The 17,727-nt window shown below is 53.3% G+C and carries 16 protein-coding genes and 1 riboswitch; of the genes, 14 read left to right on the top strand and 2 right to left on the bottom strand.

The annotated features are described in order from the left end of the window. Positions 1 to 60 precede the first annotated feature (60 nt). The 14 genes from NNL21_RS04645 to NNL21_RS04580 all read left to right on the top strand — a co-directional run bounded on the left by NNL21_RS04645 (position 61) and on the right by NNL21_RS04580 (position 14,975). Entirely contained in the window at positions 61 to 597 is a 537-nt protein-coding gene (locus NNL21_RS04645) for a hypothetical protein (RefSeq protein ID WP_204816253.1), read from the top strand. Next, positions 590 to 2,104, top strand: a complete 1,515-nt coding sequence (locus NNL21_RS04640; RefSeq protein WP_204816252.1) for an AAA family ATPase — start codon at positions 590 to 592, stop codon at positions 2,102 to 2,104. Before NNL21_RS04645 ends, NNL21_RS04640 begins: the two co-directional genes overlap by 8 nt. 204 nt (positions 2,105 to 2,308) lie before the next feature. Next, positions 2,309 to 3,181, top strand: coding sequence for a 3-hydroxyacyl-CoA dehydrogenase family protein (locus NNL21_RS04635; protein ID WP_204816251.1), 873 nt, complete (start codon positions 2,309 to 2,311; stop codon positions 3,179 to 3,181). Continuing rightward, on the top strand, positions 3,178 to 4,413 hold the full coding sequence (locus NNL21_RS04630) for an acetate kinase (protein WP_204816250.1): 1,236 nt from the start codon (positions 3,178 to 3,180) through the stop codon (positions 4,411 to 4,413). Before NNL21_RS04635 ends, NNL21_RS04630 begins: the two co-directional genes overlap by 4 nt. Positions 4,414 to 4,541: 128 nt before the next feature. Next, positions 4,542 to 5,837, top strand: coding sequence for an asparagine--tRNA ligase (gene asnS, locus NNL21_RS04625; protein WP_204816249.1), 1,296 nt, complete (start codon positions 4,542 to 4,544; stop codon positions 5,835 to 5,837). 95 nt (positions 5,838 to 5,932) lie between these two features. Then, positions 5,933 to 6,625 carry a DnaD domain protein gene (locus NNL21_RS04620; protein ID WP_256555047.1) on the top strand — a complete coding sequence of 231 codons (693 nt, stop codon included), beginning with the start codon at positions 5,933 to 5,935 and terminating at the stop codon, positions 6,623 to 6,625. Positions 6,626 to 6,726: 101 nt separating this feature from the next. Beyond that, positions 6,727 to 8,358 carry a spore germination protein gene (locus tag NNL21_RS04615; protein WP_204816248.1) on the top strand — a complete coding sequence of 544 codons (1,632 nt, stop codon included), beginning with the start codon at positions 6,727 to 6,729 and terminating at the stop codon, positions 8,356 to 8,358. A gap of 4 nt (positions 8,359 to 8,362) precedes the next feature. Beyond that, positions 8,363 to 9,589, top strand: a complete 1,227-nt coding sequence (locus tag NNL21_RS04610) for a Ger(x)C family spore germination protein (RefSeq protein ID WP_204816247.1) — start codon at positions 8,363 to 8,365, stop codon at positions 9,587 to 9,589. Between the two features lie 11 nt (positions 9,590 to 9,600). Beyond that, on the top strand, positions 9,601 to 10,713 hold the full coding sequence (locus tag NNL21_RS04605) for a GerAB/ArcD/ProY family transporter (RefSeq protein WP_204816246.1): 1,113 nt from the start codon (positions 9,601 to 9,603) through the stop codon (positions 10,711 to 10,713). Positions 10,714 to 10,823: 110 nt separating this feature from the next. Continuing rightward, a riboswitch (TPP riboswitch) is annotated at positions 10,824 to 10,934 on the top strand. A gap of 151 nt (positions 10,935 to 11,085) precedes the next feature. Continuing rightward, positions 11,086 to 12,156, top strand: coding sequence for an ABC transporter substrate-binding protein (locus tag NNL21_RS04600; protein ID WP_256555046.1), 1,071 nt, complete (start codon positions 11,086 to 11,088; stop codon positions 12,154 to 12,156). 72 nt (positions 12,157 to 12,228) lie between these two features. Next, positions 12,229 to 12,531 carry a thiamine-binding protein gene (locus NNL21_RS04595; protein WP_204816245.1) on the top strand — a complete coding sequence of 101 codons (303 nt, stop codon included), beginning with the start codon at positions 12,229 to 12,231 and terminating at the stop codon, positions 12,529 to 12,531. Then, the gene (locus tag NNL21_RS04590) at positions 12,521 to 13,303 is read left to right on the top strand and encodes an ABC transporter permease (RefSeq protein WP_204816244.1); all 783 of its coding nucleotides are present in this window, start codon (positions 12,521 to 12,523) and stop codon (positions 13,301 to 13,303) included. Before NNL21_RS04595 ends, NNL21_RS04590 begins: the two co-directional genes overlap by 11 nt. After that, on the top strand, positions 13,300 to 14,082 hold the full coding sequence (locus NNL21_RS04585; protein WP_204816243.1) for an ABC transporter ATP-binding protein: 783 nt from the start codon (positions 13,300 to 13,302) through the stop codon (positions 14,080 to 14,082). Before NNL21_RS04590 ends, NNL21_RS04585 begins: the two co-directional genes overlap by 4 nt. Next, positions 14,079 to 14,975 (top strand): TatD family hydrolase, encoded by an 897-nt coding sequence (locus NNL21_RS04580; protein WP_309145304.1) that lies wholly within the window; start codon positions 14,079 to 14,081, stop codon positions 14,973 to 14,975. The genes NNL21_RS04585 and NNL21_RS04580 overlap by 4 nt, the downstream gene beginning before the upstream one ends. 110 nt (positions 14,976 to 15,085) lie before the next feature. Here NNL21_RS04580 and NNL21_RS04575 read toward each other — a convergent pair whose 3' ends face one another. Both NNL21_RS04575 and NNL21_RS04570 read right to left on the bottom strand, forming a co-directional pair. Beyond that, complete coding sequence (locus NNL21_RS04575) at positions 15,086 to 16,447, bottom strand: hypothetical protein (protein WP_305880682.1); 1,362 nt, start codon at positions 16,445 to 16,447, stop codon at positions 15,086 to 15,088. A 143-nt stretch (positions 16,448 to 16,590) separates the two neighbouring features. Beyond that, on the bottom strand, positions 16,591 to 17,472 hold the full coding sequence (locus NNL21_RS04570) for an AraC family transcriptional regulator (protein WP_204816241.1): 882 nt from the start codon (positions 17,470 to 17,472) through the stop codon (positions 16,591 to 16,593). Positions 17,473 to 17,727 lie beyond the last annotated feature (255 nt).

The raw sequence follows: 17,727 nt of genomic DNA, 5'->3' as shown, positions 1-17,727 counted from the left end.
GTATACACTTGTTGCTATAAAGAGAGTTACAGCATCCTTGAAAGGGGGCTTTTTGCAGATATGAAAATTCGAGTTCTTCCTACGATTATAACTGCCGTGATATCAGCGGCCCTCCTCATTGGAGGCTGGTATACGTACCGGAACTTTGCTGCTGTGAAGCCGCTCGAGCAAATCGTTCAGAGTGTGCCCGGCGTAGATACGGCAAAGCCGGTGATCGGCCGTGATGCAGTAACGATGGAGCTGACCCTTAATAAAGACGCGAACATTCGCAATATATATGATCAAATAGCACGTGAGGGCGAATCCGTTATTGGCTCCCGCGAGTTGCGCCTGAATATTCAGGGAGAGCAGTCGGACTCCACCTTGAACGATGTATGGGCTTCCGTGCTGTTCGACGTTGCACAAGCGATGGAAACACGCAAATATACGGAAATCCCTGCGGCTATGAAGCAGATCGAAACGCAGTATAAAGGTGTGCAAGCAGCATCGGAGATGGATGAGGTGAACGTCTACATCACCTTGAAGGACGGAGCATCAACGAAGTATATCGTTCTTCCGCGTACGCCTGACAAGCTGGGGGTGTGGCCAAATGCGTAATTACATCAAGGAGATTGCCATTGGTTTCGTACCCGTGCTTTTAATTTTTCTGCAGTTTTTCGTCGGCATGAACGTCATGCCATTAGTTCTGTCCATCGTGATTCTCGGCGGACTGCTGTTCATGATCAGATCGCGCGGCAATTTGGCTGCGGTCGGCGGGGATCGCCGAACGAAGTCCCGGCCGCCCCTTCAGCTGTCCTTCGATGAAATTGGCGGTCAGGAGCGGGCTAAGCAGGAGCTGATCGAAGCTCTGGATTTCTTGGTTCACGAGGAACAAATTGCGAAATTCGGCATTCGCCCGTTAAAAGGAATACTGCTGACAGGTCCTCCGGGAACCGGTAAGACGCTGCTGGCCAAAGCAGCAGCGCAGTATACCAATTCCGTCTATGTGACCGCATCGGGTTCAGAATTTGTCGAGATGTATGTCGGAGTAGGGGCAAGCCGCATACGTGATATCTTTAAGGAAGCCAGGCAGAAGGCGGCGAAGGCCGGATTAAACAGCGCTGTAGTCTTCATCGATGAAATCGATGTGATCGGCGGCAAGCGGGACGGAGGGCAGCATCGCGAATACGATCAGACACTGAACCAGCTGCTGACCGAGATGGATGGTATCCATACGTCCGATACTCCCCGAATCTTGTTAATGGGGGCTACGAACCGGAAGGAGATGCTCGACAGCGCATTGCTGCGTCCGGGCAGATTCGACCGTCATATCTCCGTCGATCTTCCGGATAAGAAGGGCCGCTCGCATATTCTGAGCATACATGCGCGGAATAAGCCGCTTGGCGAGGATGCTGACCTGGACAAGGTAGCTGCGGAATCGTTCGGCTTCTCCGGTGCACAGCTGGAGAGCGTGATGAACGAAGCGGCGATTTATGCGATGCGTGATGAAACGGAATCCATCTCGCACCGCCATCTGTCAATGGCGATTGACAAGGTCATGATGGGCGAGAAGACAGACCGGGAGGCAACGAAGGAAGAGCAGGAGCGTGTAGCCCTGCACGAGCTGGGGCATGCTATTACCGCCGAGCTGGTCCGACCCGGCAGCGTATCTCAGGTTGCGCTGTCCCCGCGCGGACAAGCGCTTGGTTATGTACGGCACAATCCGCAGCAGGACCGTTATTTGTACACGCGGCAATTTCTGGAGGGACAGATCATGATCGCGCTTGGCGGTGCCGCCGCCGAGGAAATGTTCTACGGCGATCGCAGCACGGGCTCGCGCGGTGATTTTGATCAAGCGATGAGCATCGTGCGGACATTGGTTGAATCCGGCTTGACGGAGATGGGAATTGTCGACAATTCGATGATGACTCCCGACAAGTGGGCCCATGTCAATGGGGAGATTCTGAACGGCTTAATGATTCAGGTTAAACAGCTTCTCGAGGAACAGCGAGTCGTGTTTGAGAAGTCGCTGGATGTGCTCATCCGCGAGGAAACATTAGGCGGCGACCAGTTCAGAGAGCTTCTTGAATCACTCGGCAGCCCGAGCGCGCTGGTAACGGCATAAACGAATGGAAGGCGGAGTCCAGCTCCGCCTTTTTTGTCTTTTTCGTACATGTACTGTCACAATTAAGACTGCCCGATGCCCGTAGGAAGACGGTTTCATCCAGGTTTCTCCCTAGCCCCGGTGAAACAAACACGGTATAATAAGAGACGGAGAGTGAAAGCGGATAAGCTTCGATTTTATTTGCGCATATGGGGGATGACATAATTGAGTGTACGTAAAGTAGGCGTAATCGGAGCTGGTACGATGGGTCAAGGTATTGCAGAGATGCTTGCCTTTCATGGGCTGGACGTATATGTATATGAGCATTCGGAGGATCGGCAATCGCAAGCCCTGGCCATGATTGAGCAGAGCTTGGACAAGCAAATCGAGAAGTGGGCCATAACCAAATCGGAGAAGAAGCTGGTCATCAGCAGGATTCATATCGTGGACACGATGTTATCCATGCACGAGTGCGAGCTTGTGATCGAGACGATAACCGAGGATCTGGACAGCAAGAAGACCGTATTTGAAGAGCTTGATCGGATATGCGGACCGAATGTCATACTAGCTAGCAATACCTCTACGCTCAGTTTAACTGAGCTTGCCAGTGTTACCGCTTTCCCGGAAAGAGTCATCGGCATGCATTTCGTCTACCCGGTCATGAAGACGGATTTGGTTGAAATCGTGCGGGGCTTAAAGACTTCAGACGATACCTTTTCACGTACCAAGCATTTTGTCGAGGTCATTATCCAGAAGAAGGGCGTCATGGTGTTCGAATCGCCCGGTTATGTAACGACGCGCCTCATTTGTCTGTTTATAAACGAAGCTTTGCATGTGTTGGAGGAAGGCGTTGCTTCCGCCGATGATATCGACAGCGCGATGCGGATCGGATATTCCTTTCAGAACGGACCCTTTGAGATGGCCGACCGTTTCGGACTCGATTCGGTGCTGGCGGCACTGGAGCGGATGTTCCGCGATTATGGGGAATTGAAATACCGTCCTTCAATCGTATTAAAGAAGATGGTTCGCGGCGGTCAGCTCGGCGCGAAGAGCGGAGTCGGATTTTTCAATTATGATAAGGACGGGAATCGCATATGATAATCTTGGTTATGAATGCCGGAAGCTCATCGCTTAAATATCAGCTCTACGACATGCATGACGAAAGCGTAATCGCTAAAGGCCGGGTGGAGCGCATTGGCCTCGACTCCTCCATCATAACCCATGAACCGGCGGGTAAGCCTGAGGTTAGACATGTAAGTGAAATATTGGATCATATTACAGGGGTCAAGCGCGTAATCGAATTATTGACTCATCCCGAGTACGGTGTGCTGAAGTCCATGGACGAAATCAAAGCTGTCGGCCATCGGGTGGTGCACGGGGGGGAAAGCTTCAAGCATTCCACGCTCGTCGATGCCAACGTGAAGCTTGAAATCCGCAAGCTGTTTGACCTGGCGCCTCTACATAACCCGCCAGCGATGATGGGGATCAACGCGGTTGAAACGAATATGCCGGATGTTCCGCAGACAGTCGTCTTCGACACGGCATTCCATCAAACCATGCCGCAGGAAACCTTCTTATATCCGATTCCGATGGTGCTATATAAACGGCACAAGATCCGCCGATACGGCTTTCACGGCACCTCTCATGATTATGTGAGCCGCCAGGCGGCGGAAAAGCTCGGGAAACCTCTCGAATCGTTGAAGATGATTACCTGCCATATCGGCAACGGGGCGAGCTGTACCGCCATTCTCCATGGGAAGTCCTACGATACAAGTATGGGGCTTACCCCGCTGGAAGGCCTGATGATGGGAACCCGAAGCGGAGATCTGGATCCGGCCATCGTCCCGTTCACGATGAACAAGGAAGACCTGACGCTGAACGAAGTGAACTCCATGCTGAATAAGCATAGCGGCCTGCAGGCTATTAGCGGCCTCAGCAGTGATATGCGCGAAATAACGGAGTCGATGGAGGAAGGCAATAAGCAGGCGAAGCTTGCTTTCGACATGTACATGCACAGAGTGAAGAAGTATATTGGAGCTTATGCGGCGGCCATGAACGGTGTAGACGCGCTGGTCTTCACTGCCGGCGTGGGAGAAAACTCCGTGATCACCAGGCAGACGGTATGCGAAGGGATTACGTTTCTTGGTATTGAGCTCGATCGCGCCCGCAATGAGGAGCGCTCGAAGGATGCGCGTCTTATCTCGACGGACGAGTCGCGCGTCGCTGTCCTGGTCGTTCCGACCAACGAGGAGCTGCTTATTGCGCGGGATACGTACCATATCTTGATGCAGCAAGCTGAAGATCGCAATATCGTAGAAGTGGAAGCATAGGTTATAGAAGCCTTCGTTTCCCGCGGAAGCGTACAGAATTGATGGATATTTCTTGGTCAGCAGCTAACCGACGCCCGCCTGTTCCACGGAAAAGGGAAGGATAGGATCCGAAAGGACGTGATTTCACGATGAAAACGTTAAGAACGATCAAGCAAGTAAGCGAGTACGCCGGGCAGCAGGTCTGGATCGGCTGTTGGCTCAGCGGCAAACGTTCCAGCGGTAAAATCCAATTTCTTCAGCTTCGCGACGGGACGGGCTACATTCAAGGCGTTGCTGTGAAAAGCGAAGTGACCGAAGCCGTCTGGGAGTCGGCTCAGCGCCTGACGCAGGAAAGCTCCTTATACGTCCGAGGAACGTTGCGTGAAGAACCGCGCAGTCCCTCGGGTTTCGAGCTGCTCGTAGAGGATATTGAGATCATCCAGCTAACCGAGGAATATCCGATCACACCCAAGGAGCATGGCGTCGACTTTCTGATGGACCGCCGGCACCTATGGCTGCGAACGCCGAAGCAGCGTGCCATTCTAGTCGTGCGTGCGCAAATTATACGCGCGATTCAACAGTTTTTCGACGATCGCGACTTTACGCTGGTTGATCCGCCCATTCTGACGCCTTCTTCTTGCGAAGGCACGACGAATTTGTTTCACACCAAATATTTCGACGACGATGCCTACTTAACGCAAAGCGGTCAGCTCTACATGGAGGCCGCTGCCATGGCACTGGGTAAAGTCTATTCGTTCGGGCCGACGTTTCGTGCGGAGAAATCGAAGACCCGCCGTCATCTGATCGAATTCTGGATGATTGAACCCGAAATGGCTTTTGTGGATCATGAGGAGAGCTTGCGCGTACAGGAGCAGTTTGTTTCGTCGATTATTCAATCTGTGCTCACGCATTGCCGCAAAGAGCTGGAGACGATTGGTCGGGATATTAGCAAGCTGGAGTCCATCCAAGCACCGTTCCCCCGCATGACATACGATGACGCCATCAAGCTGCTTCAAGAGAACGGCTTCGATGTGCCATGGGGTGAGGATTTCGGAGCGCCGCATGAGACGGCTATCGCCGAGAAATTCGACCGCCCTGTCTTTATTACGCATTACCCGGCTGCCATTAAGTCTTTCTATATGAAACCGGATCCTGCACGGCCGGAGGTCGTCCTATGCGCCGATATGATCGCGCCGGAAGGATACGGTGAAATTATCGGCGGATCGCAGCGGATCGATGATCCGCAGCTGCTCACGGAGCGCTTTGATGAGCATCAGCTCTCTGAAGAGGCGTACCAATGGTATTTGGATCTGCGCCGCTACGGCACCGTTCCCCACTCCGGCTTCGGCCTCGGACTGGAGCGGACAGTCGCCTGGATTTGCGGCTTGGAGCACGTAAGGGAAACGATTCCGTTCCCGCGCTTGCTTCACCGGCTCTATCCGTAAACGAGCGTCCAATCCCTCGTACGATTCCGATGGGTTTTGTGAAGCAGCCGGTTATAGGGACGCATTCGCTCACAAAACTTTTGGAGGGTACATGATTGAAAAACAATGATATGTGGAAGGCTTACGCACGGGGCATGGCTGCTGCCATGAACGGCGGAAGCGTTGTAATCCCCGCAGGTTTGCTGCGGGCTTATAGAGCGATCGGATTATCCGATACCGAGATGCTGCTGCTGCTTCAGCTGCTGATGTTCCGGCAGCTGGAGCAAATCGACTTTCCAACACCGGAGCAGCTTGCCGAGCGGCTCGGCGTCACACCCATGGCCGCCCATCAGCTGCTTGGACGACTGATGAAGGAAGGGCTGCTCTCCATCGATGAAGAAGTCGATCCGATTACGGGCATCCGATCAGAGTGCTATAACTGGGATGGTTGGATGCTCCGTTCGGCGGAGTGGCTGTCGGACAGCGCCCGCCAATCCATGCAGAACAATCGTGAAGAGCGCGAAGTTGAGCCCAAAGCATCCGATCTATTTACGGTGTTCGAGCAGGAGTTCGGCCGTCCCTTATCTCCGATGGAGTGCGAAACGATTAGCGCCTGGCTGGATCAGGACAAGTATCCAGACGAGCTTATCCGGTTTGCGCTGAAGGAAGCTGTATTTGCAGGCAAGCTCCACTTCCGCTACATCGATCGCATCCTGATCGAATGGAGCCGCAACCGGGTGACGAACACAGACGAAGCGAAGGCGCATACCCAGAAATTCCGCGGCGGCCGCAGCGGTTCTCCCCAATAGACCGGTTCTTACATACCCGATTTATTTCCCCAGCAGTACATAATAACTCTGGCGTCTACCCACAATAAGGTGGATCTCTTACCAAGAAAAAGGTGGACGCTATGGCTTTCTTCTCCAAACGTAAAGGCTCCGCACGTCAGTCCGACACCTATACATCCACTAAAGGAAAAGGCGGGAAGCAGACCGATAAAGTCGAACCGTTGACGGCCGATCTGGACGTTAACGCCCGCGTAATTGGCGATCGTCTTGGCGGGAGCCTCGATATCGTGCTCCGTGAATTGCGTAGCGCCGGGAAAGAGTCGATCCGGCTGATAGTCGTTTATATCGATAGCATCGTCGATCACCGGATGATCCAGGAAGGGATATTGTCGCCCTTGGCGGATAGCCCGATACCGCCACTCGACTTGCAGGACAGCGGACAGGACAACAACAGACAGGGCAGCATCATCGTCGGTATTGCCAAGCACATTCTTTCCATTGGAACGATTCGATCCATCACGACTATTGAGGAAGCGCTGGAAGCCTTGCTTGGTGGATCATGCCTTATTCTCGCTGAATCCGAGCAGACGGCTTTAGCCGCGGACGTGAGCGGGGGCGAACAGCGTGCTGTTACTGAGGCGAGCACGCAAACCGTCATTCGCGGCCCTCAGCACAGCTTTACGGAAAATTGTATGACCAATATCGGCCTTCTCAGGCGTATTATCCGATCGTCCGAGCTGCGCATCCACTGTCTCTATATCGGAAGGCATACCAACACCAGGATCGCTGTCGTTTATATTGAAGGAATCGCCGACGCCGGCGTCGTCAATGAAATGAACCGAAGGCTGCGTGCAATCGATATAGACGGCGTGCTCGAGAGCGGATACGTAGAGGAATTCATCCAGGACAAGACGTTTACACCGTTTCCGACACTTATGAACGTGGAACGGCCCGACGTGGTGGCTGCCGGGTTGCTGGAAGGACAGGTGGCGGTCATTGTGGACGGAACGCCTTTCGTTCTTCTTGCGCCGGTCACCTTCTTTAAATTTTTCCAATCGGCGGAAGATTACTATCAACGTTACGATATTTCCACGTTTTTACGGATGCTGCGTCATTTTGCGTTTGTCGTCTCCATGCTGCTGCCCGCTACATATATCGCCGTCACGACGTTTCATCAGGAAATGCTGCCGACGACGCTGCTAATCAGTTTGGCTGCTCAGAGGGAAGGAGTCCCGTTCCCGGCGCTTGCGGAAGCGCTTCTCATGGAAATCACCTTCGAGGTTCTGCGCGAAGCCGGGGTTCGTATGCCCCGGGCAATCGGCCCGGCGATCTCGATCGTCGGCGCCCTCGTATTGGGGCAAGCGGCGGTGCAAGCGGGGCTCGTATCGCCTGCGATGGTCATCGCTGTCTCATTCACGGCGATTTCCAACTTTGTCACCCCCCAGTTCAATATCGCCATCGCTGCCCGTTTGATCCGCTTCTCTTTGATGCTTCTGGCAGGCGCGCTTGGCTTCTTCGGCATTATTACGGGAATTATCGTGGTGTTAACCCATCTCGCTGGATTGCGTTCGTTCGGCGTTCCGTATATGACGCCTGCAGCGCCGCTCCTGCCTAGCAGTCTGAAAGATATTCTGATCCGCGTCCCAAGATGGGCGATGTCGACGAGACCACTCGCGATCGGCGGGGGAAAGCGCAAGAAGGACGCCAAAGCGCCGCCATGGCAGCGCCGAAGCTCCGGTCCGGAGGAGGAGTAACGGTATGCTCATTCAACGGATAGTCCGAATCGTCGCGGCCGTTCTACTCCTGCTTGTTCAATGTGGCTGCTGGAACCAGATCGAGCTGAACGATATCAGTATCGTTTCAGCAACCGGAGTCGATGTGGAGGATAACGGCAAATGGCGGATGTCCTACCAATTGATCATTCCTCAAGCGATCTCCGCCACGACGGGCGTTTCGACCGGTGGAGCTCCCGTCTATGTATTCTCCACGGAGAGTGACAGTATACGCGAGGCGGTCAACAAGACGAGTCAGGAGCTGTCGCGGAAGCTATACTTTCCCCATAACCAAATGGTCGTCATCAGTGAGAAGGCGGCTCGCCAAGGAATCGGTCCGCTCCTTGACGTCTATCTGCGCACCCCGGATTCAAGGGAAACGGTTACCGTGTTTCTGACACGGGGCAAAGCGCGCAGCATTCTCGAGCAGTTGATGCCCCTCGAGAAGATTCCCGGGCAAGCCGTTCAGCGTATGATCGAGAACGACCAGAAGAACGGCTCGTCGTTTCCGCAGATGTCAATCCATCGCATTCTGCTCGACTTGCTGGGTCCGACCCATACGGCCGGCATTCCGAGCTTGACCCTATCGGGAGAAGGCGAGTTGGCGGATTCCGTCGACATTATGAAGGAGACGCATTCCAATAAGAAGATCCGTCTCCATCAGCTCGGACTCATTCAGGGGGACAAGCTGATCGGCTGGTTGAATGAACAGCAGAGCCGGGGGGTCATGTGGCTATCCGGCCGAATTAAACAGACCACGGTCGCATTCGCCTGCGTCAATGGCGAAACGACGCGATCATCTTCTATACGCATCGAAGAAGCGAAGACGACGGTCAAGCCGGAACGCACGAAGGACGGCTTCGTCATGCAAATCCGTACGAAGGTGAAAGGCGTCCTGACCGAATACCGCTGCATAGACGATTTGTCTAAGCCCCAATCCATTCGGCGCATGGAGAGCCAAATTGCCGGCGAAATAAACCGTATGATGAGTGCCGGATGGGTGGCGGTGAAGAAACAGCATGCGGATATTGTCGGCTTCGGCACCATCATCCATGAGAAATATCCGCAAACGTGGAACAAAATCCGTTCCGGCTGGAATGACAAGCTGGAAGACGTGCAAATCCGGTTGGAAACCAAGGTGTCCGTTTCCCGGACCGGTATGAGCAATAACAGCTTTAAGGCGGCACAGGAAAAGACAGGCGGACAAAGATGAGGTGAAGGACGATGGGGGCGCTCGGAAAGTACCAAATCGTGGTCATGACGGTCATGTTCGAACTGGGAAGCACGCCGCTGTTCGAGCTCGGCATCGAAGCCAAGCAGGATGCGTGGCTTGCCATGTTGTTCGCGTCATTAGCCGGGCTAGTCCTGACCTGGATCTATTTGCGCATTCAACTCCGCTTTCCTTCCTATGGCCTGAACGAACTGCTTCGAGCCCACCTTGGCCGAATTCTCGGAGCAGCGGTCAGTCTGTTGTTTGCGGTTTATTTTATTTACGAGGCAAGCCGTAACGTACGCGATTTCAGCGAGCTGACCGTCATGACGATTCTGCAGCAGACGCCGCAATGGATTATTATCGCAATTGTTTGTCTAATCGGGCTGTACGCCGCCTGGAAAGGAACGACGGTTTTCTTCCGGGTGGTCGAACTGCTATTTCCGATCGTGTTCGTCAGCTATGCGTTCATCCTGCTGCTGCTAATCGTTTCCCGGCTGTCCAATTACCACAGGCTGCTGCCGATGCTTGAGCACGGCGTAGCCCCCGTCCTGAACGCCGCTTTTCCCGACATCGTATCATTCCCTTTCGGGCAAATGGTCGTGTTCCTCGTGTTCTGGCACCGCGTGAAGGAGAACAAGCGGCTAGGAAGAGCCGCCGTTTGGGCGTATATCGTCGTGGCGTTCTTCTTGACGCTGATGAACGCGCTCACGATCTCCATACTCGGTCCGGAAATCGCATCGATTTCGTCGCTGCCGCTCCTTGAAGTCGTTCAACTGATCCGCTTCGCCAGTTTCCTTGAGCGGGTCGATGTGTTTGTTACACTGCTGCTCTATATCGGACTTTATGTCAAGATGACGCTGTTTTATATGGCCGCGATCCTCGTCGTAAATGGGATTTTTCCGAAGTCTTATCGCACATATGCGGTCGTGATTATCGTTCTTATCGCCGCCATGGCTTTCCTGGAGCCAGACCATACGACGTTCATCTGGATTGGCTTGACCGTCAGCGTGAAAATTTTTCCTCTGTTTCAAATTGTCATTCCTCTATTGCTGCTGGTCATCGGGGCTTTAAGAGGGCTGGGGAGTAATAAAGGCGTCGATGGCGGGGCGGCGGCTGAAAAATAAGCTTTAGAATGGATTTGTTCGATCCCGCCGAAGGATGAAGCGTAACCCTTCTGGATATAAAAGAGTGGTATTTTGCCCGACAAGTGCTATAATAAGTTTTGCGACAAACTGAATATGACACGGGGAGCTGGAGTTTGGCCGGCTGAGAGGGGATCCGATGAATCCCGACCCACTGACCTGATCTGGATAATGCCAGCGTAGGAATTGCGCGTCAAGCCGTGCCGCTTTCGCCTTTTAAGGGAAGGAAGCTGTGCGGGACAAGAGAGCAATGTCGAAGCGTCTTCCATTCCAGGGGGACGCTTTTTCTTATGGGTTCATGGTAATGTCTAATGGTTGTCGCTCACCAAGCAATACGGAGAGGAGCAGTTGATCATGAGGAACGGCAAACAAAACACAACTTTGGCAAAATGGGGGATCGCACTCGTTATCATGCTGCTTGCGCTTACAGGCTGTGGCGCGAACAATGGAGCGAATGCGCCGGAGAAGGAGAGCGGTGCTGGCGGGAACAGTACGGGTGAAACCGCTGATAAGGAGGCGGCTAAACCGCTGACGAAAGTGAAGGTGGTGCTCGACTGGTCACCGAATACGAACCATACCGGCCTGTATGTAGCCCGTGACAACGGATTTTACAAAAATCACGGACTGGATGTCGAGATCATACAGCCTGGTGAAGCCGGTGCCGACAAAATGGTCGCGACAGGAGCGGCGGAATTCGGCGTCAGCTATCAGGAAGGCATTACGCAGGCGCGTATTCAAGGCGTTCCAATCGTCTCACTCGCGGCGGTCATTCAGCATAATACCTCGGGCTTTGCTTCCCCGGCGGACAAGAACATCAAGACGCCGAAGGATTTTGAAGGGAAGACGTACGGCGGCTGGGGTTCCCCGGCAGAGGAAGCGGTTATTGATTCACTGATGCAGGAGGAGAAAGCAGACGCGAAGAAGGTTAAGATCGTCAGTACAGGGGATGTGGACTTCTTCACGGCCGTTAAGCAGAATATCGATTTTGCCTGGATTTTCTACGCGTGGACGGGTGTAGAGGCCGAGCTGCGCGGCGATAAGCTGAACATGGTATATTTGACCGATTACAGCGACAAGCTGGATTATTATACACCGGTATTGGCGACTAACGAAAAGATGATTGCAGGCAACAAAGAAATTGTGCAGGCGTTTGTAGCAGGTTCGGCGGAAGGGTATCAATTCGCAATCGATCATCCTGAGGAAGCAGCAGAAGTACTCATCAAGGCAGAGCCAGAACTGAAGCCCGAACTGGTTCGTGCCAGTCAGAAATGGCTCAGCCCCAAATACCAAGACGATGCGCCGCGGTGGGGTGAGCAAAAGCTCGACGTTTGGAAAAACTACGCACAGTGGATGTTTGAGCACAAGCTGCTGGATAAAGAGCTGGATGCGGAGAAGGCGTTCACGAACGAGTTTCTGCCGGAATAAACCATTGGTGTCATACCGGAAATACTGATTGTCTGCTATGAAGATCAGCAATTCGAGAGGAGAATGAACAACATGGCTAACACATTGCTAAGCATTCAAATTATACCTCATACCCCCGGAGGCGAAAGCGTCCTTCCCTATGTTGACCGTGCCATCGATATCATTAAAGCGTCTGGCGTGCCCTACCGGGTAGCGCCGCTCGAAACGACGATGGAGGGCGAGCTGGGTGAGCTGCTTGCCATCGTCCAGCGCATGAACGAGGCGATGACTGAGATGGGCTGCCCGTCGATTATTTCCCAGATCAAAGTGTATCACAATCCGGGAAGCGGGGCTTCGATGGACCGTCTGCTGGAGAAATACCCTGATGGGCAATAGAAGATGGTTCAGCCTTCGTAAGGCAGGACCGCCTGTTGTCGTTCTTGCCTCGCTGATCGTTATTTGGCAAGCGGCTGTAAGGCTAATGGGAGTTGAGGAGTATATCCTTCCCTCGCCGCTTGACATTGCTAGGGAGTTCGTGTCCGTTGCACCGCGGCTGTTCGAGCATGCATCTGCGACACTTGGTATTACGCTGCTTGGGTTTGCAGCGGGATCGGCGGCGGGCTTGTTGCTCGCCGCTTTGCTGCATCTGGTTCCTTGGGTAAAGGCAGGCTTCTATCCACTGCTCGTGCTGACCCAGAATGTTCCCGTCTTTGTGCTGATCAACTTATTCGTTATCTGGTTCGGCTTTGGTATGCTGCCCCGGCTGCTGCTGCTTATGCTTGTATGCTTCTTTCCCGTTGCGGTGGCGATGCTAACCGGACTTACGCAGGCCGATCCAAAACTTGTCAACTATATGAAGATGATCGGAGCGACCAAAGGTCAGCTTTTCTGGCGGCTTGAGCTGCCAGGCTCGATCAGTTATTTGTTCTCCGGCTTGAAAATCGCGGCTAGCTACAGTGTCATTAGCGCCATCTATGCGGAGTCAACGGCGGATAAGGGACTTGGTAAGTTCATTCAATTGGCTTCGAACGGTTGGCAGACGAGCCGGGTATTCGTCGGTATTGTCACAATCATCGCCATTAGTTTGTTATTGTTTGGATTAATCACAGCTGCAGAGCGAATGATGATCCGGTGGCGCGTACGGAGCGAGGAGGAGGCAGGACGATGACGCATGCTCTGGATGTAGTTGGTGTATCAAAGACGTTTGCGTCCGGGCGCACCTCGAAGGCTGTTCTGGACGATGTATCCTTTCATGTCAAGGAAGGTGAATTCGTCTCGCTTATCGGCCCTTCGGGCAGCGGCAAATCGACGCTCTTTCATCTGATCGGCGGTCTTGAGAAGGCGAATGCGGGCGAGATCCGTATCGGCAGTCGGCGAATTGCTCCGTTAGAACGCGGTCTGATTTCATACATGCCGCAGCATGCCTCGCTCCTGCCATGGTTGTCGGTTGCAGGGAATATTGAGATGGCCCTCGAGATTGCCGGTATCGACCGGATGGAGGCCCGGCAATCTGCACGCCAATGGTTAGCGCGAATCGGGCTGGAGAGGGATGCGGATTCCTATCCACATGCACTGTCAGGAGGCATGCAGCAGAGGGTCTCGTTCCTGCGTGCGCTGCTGTCACCGCAGCCGCTCATGTGCCTCGATGAGCCCTTTGGTTCGCTCGATGCATTAACCCGGCAGCATATGCAGACGTGGTTGCTCTCGCTGTGGGAGGAAGACAGGCGGTCCGTGTTATTCATCACGCATAGTATTGAAGAGGCGCTGCTGCTATCCGATCGTATCCTCGTGCTCTCTACTGCACCTGCGAAGGTGATTCGCGAGATTATGGTGCCTTTCCCGCGTCCGCGCGGGGAGCAGCTTTGGAGCGATCCGGTATTCAACGAGCTGAAACGAGAAATTTATAGCCTGCTCACACCCGCGGAGTCGAAGGGAGGACACTCGTGAAATCTGAGGACGGGAATATAGAAGGCAGCGTGAACCAGAATCGCGGATTTGAAAGCAGGGACAGTGCATCATCATCAAAGCGTTCACAGCCGGTGGCGGGGCGCTGGTTCGATGCCCATCTGCATGTGGATTTATATCCCGAGGAAGAGCGGGAACCGTTGTTGTCCGAGGCATTCGCTGGCGGTATAACCGGTGTGGTGGCGGTATCGATGCACCTGGAATCCTCCCGGACGAATCAAGCGCTGGCAAGTCGGTTCCCCGGCCGAGTACGGCCTGCATACGGATTCCATCCCGAGCAGCCGCTGCCAGGCGAAGCCGCGATCGAAGAGCTGCTTCGCTGGATTCGTGTCCGCTTCGCTTCCGGTGAACGGTTTGTCATCGGCGAGGTGGGATTGCCCTATTATACGCGAACGGAATCGGAAGCGGCGGGAAGACCGTTTGACGAGATGCCTTATATAGTGCTGCTGGAGAAATTCATCAAGCTTGCTTCTGACACGCAGCTGCCAATCGTTCTGCATGCTGTCTATGAGGATGCGGATAAGTCGCTTGATCTGTTGGAGAAGCATCGCGTACGTCAAGCGCATTTTCACTGGTTCAAGGGATCGTCTGCCACGATTGACCGAATGATTAAAGCAGGTTATTACATCTCCATCACGCCAGATGTCGAATATGAGCCTGAGATTCAGCGGCTTGTGAGGGCTTACCCGATTGAGCTGATGATGACCGAAACCGATGGCCCTTGGCCGTTTGAAGGCCCCTTTAGCGGTGAACGGACGAAGCCGCTCATGGTAAGACAAGTAGTGGATAAGATTGCGGAGCTGAAGGGGCTCGCGAAGGAAGACGCGGAATTACGATTATGGCGTAACGCGGCCTCTTTTTATGGTTGGGTGTAAACAGCCCAGCCTATGTCGATTGACCATGATGTAAGCGCATGGTAGAAAGAAAGTAGAAGGCCGCCCCAAATGTCATTGAGAGTGACAATTGGGGCGGCCTTCTACACCTTCTAAATGAGAAACATAGCGACGATCGTCGTCACAGCCAGACCGATGAGCACCGGCTTCAAATTACGCCGAGCCAGCTCGAACGGGTCGACGCCGCATATAGCAGCTGCTGGAATGAGTGCCCAGGGAATCAGTGTTCCGCCGCCAACCCAAATGGCGGCTACCTGACCGAGCGCGGTCAACGTATCGGCACCGGTTCCGATAGCGGAGGAGAACAGCTGAGCGATCGAGCCTGCTAATGAAATACCGGAGAAGCCGGAGCCGTCGAGACCTGTGATCGCACCTGTTACGGTCAGTGTAATTGCGCCTATTGCTTCGTTAAGCGGAACATGGTTAGCTAACGCGACCCCTAGATCATTCACGATCCCATGGGAACCATCAGGGAGCGACTTGCCAAACAGCTCCGTGAAAGCCGCGTCACCCAGATAGAAGAAAGCGGCGATCGGAATGACAGGACCGAACACTTTAAACCCGAACTGAAATCCTTCAATTAAATAAACAGTTGTTTGTTCAAGCCCGCGATTGCGATGTGCAATCATTGTGATGGCAATTAAAATGAGCACTGCCGTGCCGCCAATTAGGGCCGTTGCATCGCCGCCCTGCAAATCGAGCACGAACATGGCGATAACATCGGCGGCAAACAGCACCGGGACGATTACAGCAAGCCATCGCTTCAATTGCAGCGGCAGCTGGACTTGGACGGAAGGGTCGGTGCGGGTCGGGTCGCTTTCCGCTCCGCCGCCAGGTCCCAGTTTAACCAGACCGTTCCTCCATGTCCCTCTGCGCATATCCCGCCTCATCATCCAGAACGCGGTGACCGTGGTCACAAGCCCCATAACGATAACAAGTGGAATACTGGCCTGCATGACATCGGTAACGGGCAACCCAGCCGCATCAGCAGTCAGCTTCGGCGCACCTTGGATAATATAATCGCCGGATAAGGCAATGCCGTGACCGAACAGGTTCATTGCCATCGCCGCACCTAACGCCGGGAGGCCGACGCGGACCGCTACCGGAAGCAGAACCGCTCCGATCAGGGCAACCCCCGGTGAAGGCCAGAAAAACCATGAGGTGACCATCATAATAATTCCGATTCCCCAGAAAGCGAGCGCCGGCGTCCGGATAAATCGTGTGAGGGGAGCTACCATCATTTCGTTTACGCCGGTAATGATGAGGATCCGGCTCATGGCTACAATGATGGAGATGATGAAGATGGTTCCGATCAACTCTTTGGTTGCATAAATAAAGCTGTTGAACACGCCGCTGACCGACCCGCTGAGGCTTTCCGTCGCAAGCAAGCCAAGCGCAAAAATTCCGACCACACAAATGAGTGACGTATCCCTGCGTTTAATGAGAAGCGACATGATAAACACAATGAATGCCAGATAAACCCAGTGCAGCGCAGTAAGCTGAATGTCCACTTGGGAAACACCCTCTCGTACCTATAGGAATGGTCCTACATCCTATGCGGGGGAGGGGCTGGGCGTTCGGTTATTTGAAGGCGTTCTCATGAGTGGCGGAATGCATTGCGGTAAGCGGTAGGACTGCAGCCGGAGTTATTTTTAAAAGCACGACTGAACGTATGGAGATTAGGATATCCAAGCGCTTCAGACATTTCCTGCATCGACAGCTGCGTGAATTTCAACAGGTTTTTGGCTTGCTCCATGCGCATTTGTTGATGGTACTGAATCGGGGTTTGTTCGAAGGCTTGACGAAATAGCCCAATCAGATACCTTTTGTTCATATGAAAATGGGCTGACATTTCATCCAGCGTAACTGTACGATCCGAATGCCGGTTCAAATAATCCTTCATACTCGTTAGCTGCGTTACGCGATCGGGCTCATCATAGCGTATCTGCCAATGCGAATCGCGGATCAAGGTAACGAGCAGATCGAGCATGAGTCCTTTCAACCGCAGCTCCGCGAAGGGGGCGCGTGCCCGAAATTCTTGGATGATAGTAAAGAGCAGCTTCTCGAAAACCTTGGGTGAGCGAAGCCGAATACGACTTGGCAGCAGCAGCTCAGGACCCGATAACAAGTCCTGGCGAAACCACGCTAACTCGGTTTCATCCATCTCTGAAGCGGGCTTGAAGGATACCGGAATAAATGGACTGTCGGAGTCTTCGATTAAATCAAAATGGACATGGGGCTGCTCGACAGGCGCCTGCCCTACGACACGGATCGAATGGCGCTGCTTCGGCTTGAAGAGAAACACATCTCCTGTTGTGCCATTGTACAGGGTATCTTCGACCGTCACTTCCAATTCGCCGTGCTTCACGAATAAAAGTTCATAATCCCAAATAACTCTCTCGGGTATATAGGCGTTCAAGGGTAACCAGTGATCCATTGCAACGCGAACGTAAGGCGATAAATGCTGCAGCAATTTCATCCCTCTTCTCCAAACAGGTGACAACATTGAACATCGGCGGGGCATACAATAAGAATTGATAAATGAGTTTTTGATGCCGTATGGCTTCATTGTATTCGCATAACCAGAGAAAATAAAGAACAATGGAGAAACGAATCGGGAAAAGGTCTAGAAAAAAGTGAACTTTTGCTAAATTAATCTAAACGATTGCTAAATCCAAACAAACCGAAACCCTCTATACTGGCTACAGGAAGGACTACCACAAGCGGGAGGTTA

Source organism: Paenibacillus mendelii (genome assembly GCF_024498075.1).
Lineage (GTDB): Bacteria > Bacillota > Bacilli > Paenibacillales > Paenibacillaceae > Paenibacillus_Z > Paenibacillus_Z mendelii.
The sequence above is the reverse complement of the archived record's forward strand: the minus strand, read 5'-3'. Positions and strand labels throughout refer to the sequence as shown.

Bases quoted from the DNA above. Each gene is read 5' to 3' on its own strand.
- NNL21_RS04640 (WP_204816252.1), top strand. From the start codon at position 590: ATGCGTAATTACATCAAGGAGATTGCCATTGGTTTCGTACCCGTGCTT.
- asnS (WP_204816249.1), top strand. From the start codon at position 4,542: ATGAAAACGTTAAGAACGATCAAGCAAGTAAGCGAGTACGCCGGGCAG.
- NNL21_RS04615 (WP_204816248.1), top strand. From the start codon at position 6,727: ATGGCTTTCTTCTCCAAACGTAAAGGCTCCGCACGTCAGTCCGACACC.
- NNL21_RS04585 (WP_204816243.1), top strand. From the start codon at position 13,300: ATGACGCATGCTCTGGATGTAGTTGGTGTATCAAAGACGTTTGCGTCC.
- NNL21_RS04610 (WP_204816247.1), top strand. From the start codon at position 8,363: ATGCTCATTCAACGGATAGTCCGAATCGTCGCGGCCGTTCTACTCCTG.
- NNL21_RS04570 (WP_204816241.1), bottom strand. From the start codon at position 17,472: ATGAAATTGCTGCAGCATTTATCGCCTTACGTTCGCGTTGCAATGGAT.
- NNL21_RS04645 (WP_204816253.1), top strand. From the start codon at position 61: ATGAAAATTCGAGTTCTTCCTACGATTATAACTGCCGTGATATCAGCG.
- NNL21_RS04590 (WP_204816244.1), top strand. From the start codon at position 12,521: ATGGGCAATAGAAGATGGTTCAGCCTTCGTAAGGCAGGACCGCCTGTT.
- NNL21_RS04595 (WP_204816245.1), top strand. From the start codon at position 12,229: ATGGCTAACACATTGCTAAGCATTCAAATTATACCTCATACCCCCGGA.
- NNL21_RS04575 (WP_305880682.1), bottom strand. From the start codon at position 16,447: ATGTCGCTTCTCATTAAACGCAGGGATACGTCACTCATTTGTGTGGTC.
- NNL21_RS04605 (WP_204816246.1), top strand. From the start codon at position 9,601: ATGGGGGCGCTCGGAAAGTACCAAATCGTGGTCATGACGGTCATGTTC.
- NNL21_RS04600 (WP_256555046.1), top strand. From the start codon at position 11,086: ATGAGGAACGGCAAACAAAACACAACTTTGGCAAAATGGGGGATCGCA.
- NNL21_RS04630 (WP_204816250.1), top strand. From the start codon at position 3,178: ATGATAATCTTGGTTATGAATGCCGGAAGCTCATCGCTTAAATATCAG.